General features: G+C 56.4%; 1 rRNA gene. It reads right to left on the reverse strand.

What is annotated here, in order from left to right:
- Window positions 1-22: 22 nt before the first annotated feature.
- Window positions 23-3,148: ribosomal RNA gene (locus tag ACIA8E_RS41470) — 23S ribosomal RNA — on the reverse strand.
- Window positions 3,149-3,379 lie beyond the last annotated feature (231 nt).

Genomic DNA, 3,379 nt, shown 5'->3' on the forward strand with positions numbered 1-3,379 from the left:
AACACAGTGGACGCGAGCAACTGAGGACAAGCCCTCGGCCTATTAGTACCAGTCAGCTCCACCCGTTGCCGGGCTTCCACATCTGGCCTATCAACCCAGTCGTCTACTGGGAGCCTTAACCCCTCAAAGGGGGTGGGAATACTCATCTCGAAGCAGGCTTCCCGCTTAGATGCTTTCAGCGGTTATCCTTTCCGAACGTAGCCAACCAGCCATGCCCTTGGCAGGACAACTGGCACACCAGAGGTTCGTCCGTCCCGGTCCTCTCGTACTAGGGACAGCCCTTCTCAATATTCCTACGCGCGCAGCGGATAGGGACCGAACTGTCTCACGACGTTCTAAACCCAGCTCGCGTACCGCTTTAATGGGCGAACAGCCCAACCCTTGGGACCGACTCCAGCCCCAGGATGCGACGAGCCGACATCGAGGTGCCAAACCATCCCGTCGATATGGACTCTTGGGGAAGATCAGCCTGTTATCCCCGGGGTACCTTTTATCCGTTGAGCGACAGCGCTTCCACAAGCCACTGCCGGATCACTAGTCCCGACTTTCGTCCCTGCTCGACCCGTCGGTCTCACAGTCAAGCTCCCTTGTGCACTTACACTCAACACCTGATTGCCAACCAGGCTGAGGGAACCTTTGGGCGCCTCCGTTACTCTTTAGGAGGCAACCGCCCCAGTTAAACTACCCATCAGACACTGTCCCTGATCCGGATCACGGACCCAGGTTAGACATCCAGCACGACCAGAGTGGTATTTCAACGGCGACTCCACAACCACTGGCGTGGCCGCTTCAAAGTCTCCCACCTATCCTACACAAGCCGAACCGAACACCAATATCAAACTATAGTAAAGGTCCCGGGGTCTTTCCGTCCTGCTGCGCGAAACGAGCATCTTTACTCGTAGTGCAATTTCACCGGGCCTATGGTTGAGACAGTCGAGAAGTCGTTACGCCATTCGTGCAGGTCGGAACTTACCCGACAAGGAATTTCGCTACCTTAGGATGGTTATAGTTACCACCGCCGTTTACTGGCGCTTAAGTTCTCAGCTTCGCCGACCCGAAAGTCAGCTAACCGGTCCCCTTAACGTTCCAGCACCGGGCAGGCGTCAGTCCGTATACATCGCCTTACGGCTTCGCACGGACCTGTGTTTTTAGTAAACAGTCGCTTCTCGCTGGTCTCTGCGGCCACCCCCAGCTCATGGAGTAAATCCAATCACCAGTGATGGCCCCCCTTCTCCCGAAGTTACGGGGGCATTTTGCCGAGTTCCTTAACCATAGTTCACCCGAACGCCTCGGTATTCTCTACCTGACCACCTGAGTCGGTTTAGGGTACGGGCCGCCATGAAACTCGCTAGAGGCTTTTCTCGACAGCATAGGATCATCCACTTCACCACAATCGGCTCGGCATCAGGTCTCAGACTTAATGTGTGACGGATTTGCCTATCACACGCCCTACACCCTTACCCCGGGACTACCACCGCCCGGGCTGGACTACCTTCCTGCGTCACCCCATCGCTTACCTACTACAAGTCTGGTTCATCGGCTCCACCACTACCCTCAACTCCGAAGAGATCGGGCCGGCTTCACGGACTTAGCATCGCCTGATTCAGTATTGGGCGTTTCAAAGCGGGTACCGGAATATCAACCGGTTGTCCATCGACTACGCCTGTCGGCCTCGCCTTAGGTCCCGACTTACCCTGGGCAGATCAGCTTGACCCAGGAACCCTTAGTCAATCGGCGCACACGTTTCTCACGTGTGTATCGCTACTCATGCCTGCATTCTCACTCGTGAACCGTCCACAACTCGCTTCCGCGGCTGCTTCACCCGGCACACGACGCTCCCCTACCCATCCCAGCAGGCGTTGGCCCTATACGCTGGAATGACACGACTTCGGCGGTACGCTTGAGCCCCGCTACATTGTCGGCGCGGAATCACTTGACCAGTGAGCTATTACGCACTCTTTCAAGGGTGGCTGCTTCTAAGCCAACCTCCTGGTTGTCTCTGCGACTCCACATCCTTTCCCACTTAGCGTACGCTTAGGGGCCTTAGTCGATGCTCTGGGCTGTTTCCCTCTCGACCATGGAGCTTATCCCCCACAGTCTCACTGCCGTGCTCTCACTTACCGGCATTCGGAGTTTGGCTAAGGTCAGTAACCCGGTAGGGCCCATCGCCTATCCAGTGCTCTACCTCCGGCAAGAAACACACGACGCTGCACCTAAATGCATTTCGGGGAGAACCAGCTATCACGGAGTTTGATTGGCCTTTCACCCCTAACCACAGGTCATCCCCCAGGTTTTCAACCCTGGTGGGTTCGGTCCTCCACGAAGTCTTACCTCCGCTTCAACCTGCCCATGGCTAGATCACTCCGCTTCGGGTCTTGAGCATGCTACTAAAACGCCCTATTCGGACTCGCTTTCGCTACGGCTTCCCCACACGGGTTAACCTCGCAACACACCGCAAACTCGCAGGCTCATTCTTCAAAAGGCACGCAGTCACGACTGTTGCTCCGAAGAACAACAGCGACGCTCCCACGGCTTGTAGGCACACGGTTTCAGGTACTATTTCACTCCGCTCCCGCGGTACTTTTCACCATTCCCTCACGGTACTATCCGCTATCGGTCACCAGGGAATATTTAGGCTTAGCGGGTGGTCCCGCCAGATTCACACGGGATTTCTCGGGCCCCGTGCTACTTGGGTGTCTCTTAAACGAGCCGTTAATGTTTCAGCTACGGGGGTCTTACCCTCTACGCCGGACCTTTCGCATGTCCTTCGCCTACATCAACGGTTTCTGACTCGCCTCACAGCCGGCAGACTGTGAAAAAGAGATCCCACAACCCCGCATGCGCAACCCCTGCCGGGTATCACACGCATACGGTTTGGCCTCATCCAGTTTCGCTCGCCACTACTCCCGGAATCACGGTTGTTTTCTCTTCCTGAGGGTACTGAGATGTTTCACTTCCCCTCGTTCCCTCCACACTGCCTATGTGTTCAGCAGCGGGTGACAGCCCATGACGACTGCCGGGTTTCCCCATTCGGACACCCCCGGATCAAAGCTCGGTTGACAGCTCCCCGGGGCCTATCGTGGCCTCCCACGTCCTTCATCGGTTCCTGGTGCCAAGGCATCCACCGTGCGCCCTTAAAAACTTGGCCACAGATGCTCGCGTCCACTGTGCAGTTCTCAAACAACGACCAGCCACCCATCACCCCACCCCTAAAGGGCGAGTTCACTGGGGCCGGCAACTGAAGGCAACCTTACGGCCATACCCTCAGACACCCAACAACGTGCCCGACACGACCGACCATCCCTCACGTTCCACGCCGAAGCAGTACTAGTGAAAAACAACCTGTCGTGCCGAATAGTCAACGTTCCACCCATGAGCT

It is taken from the genome of Streptomyces sp. NPDC051664, from assembly GCF_044453545.1.
Taxonomy (GTDB): Bacteria; Actinomycetota; Actinomycetes; order Streptomycetales; family Streptomycetaceae; genus Streptomyces.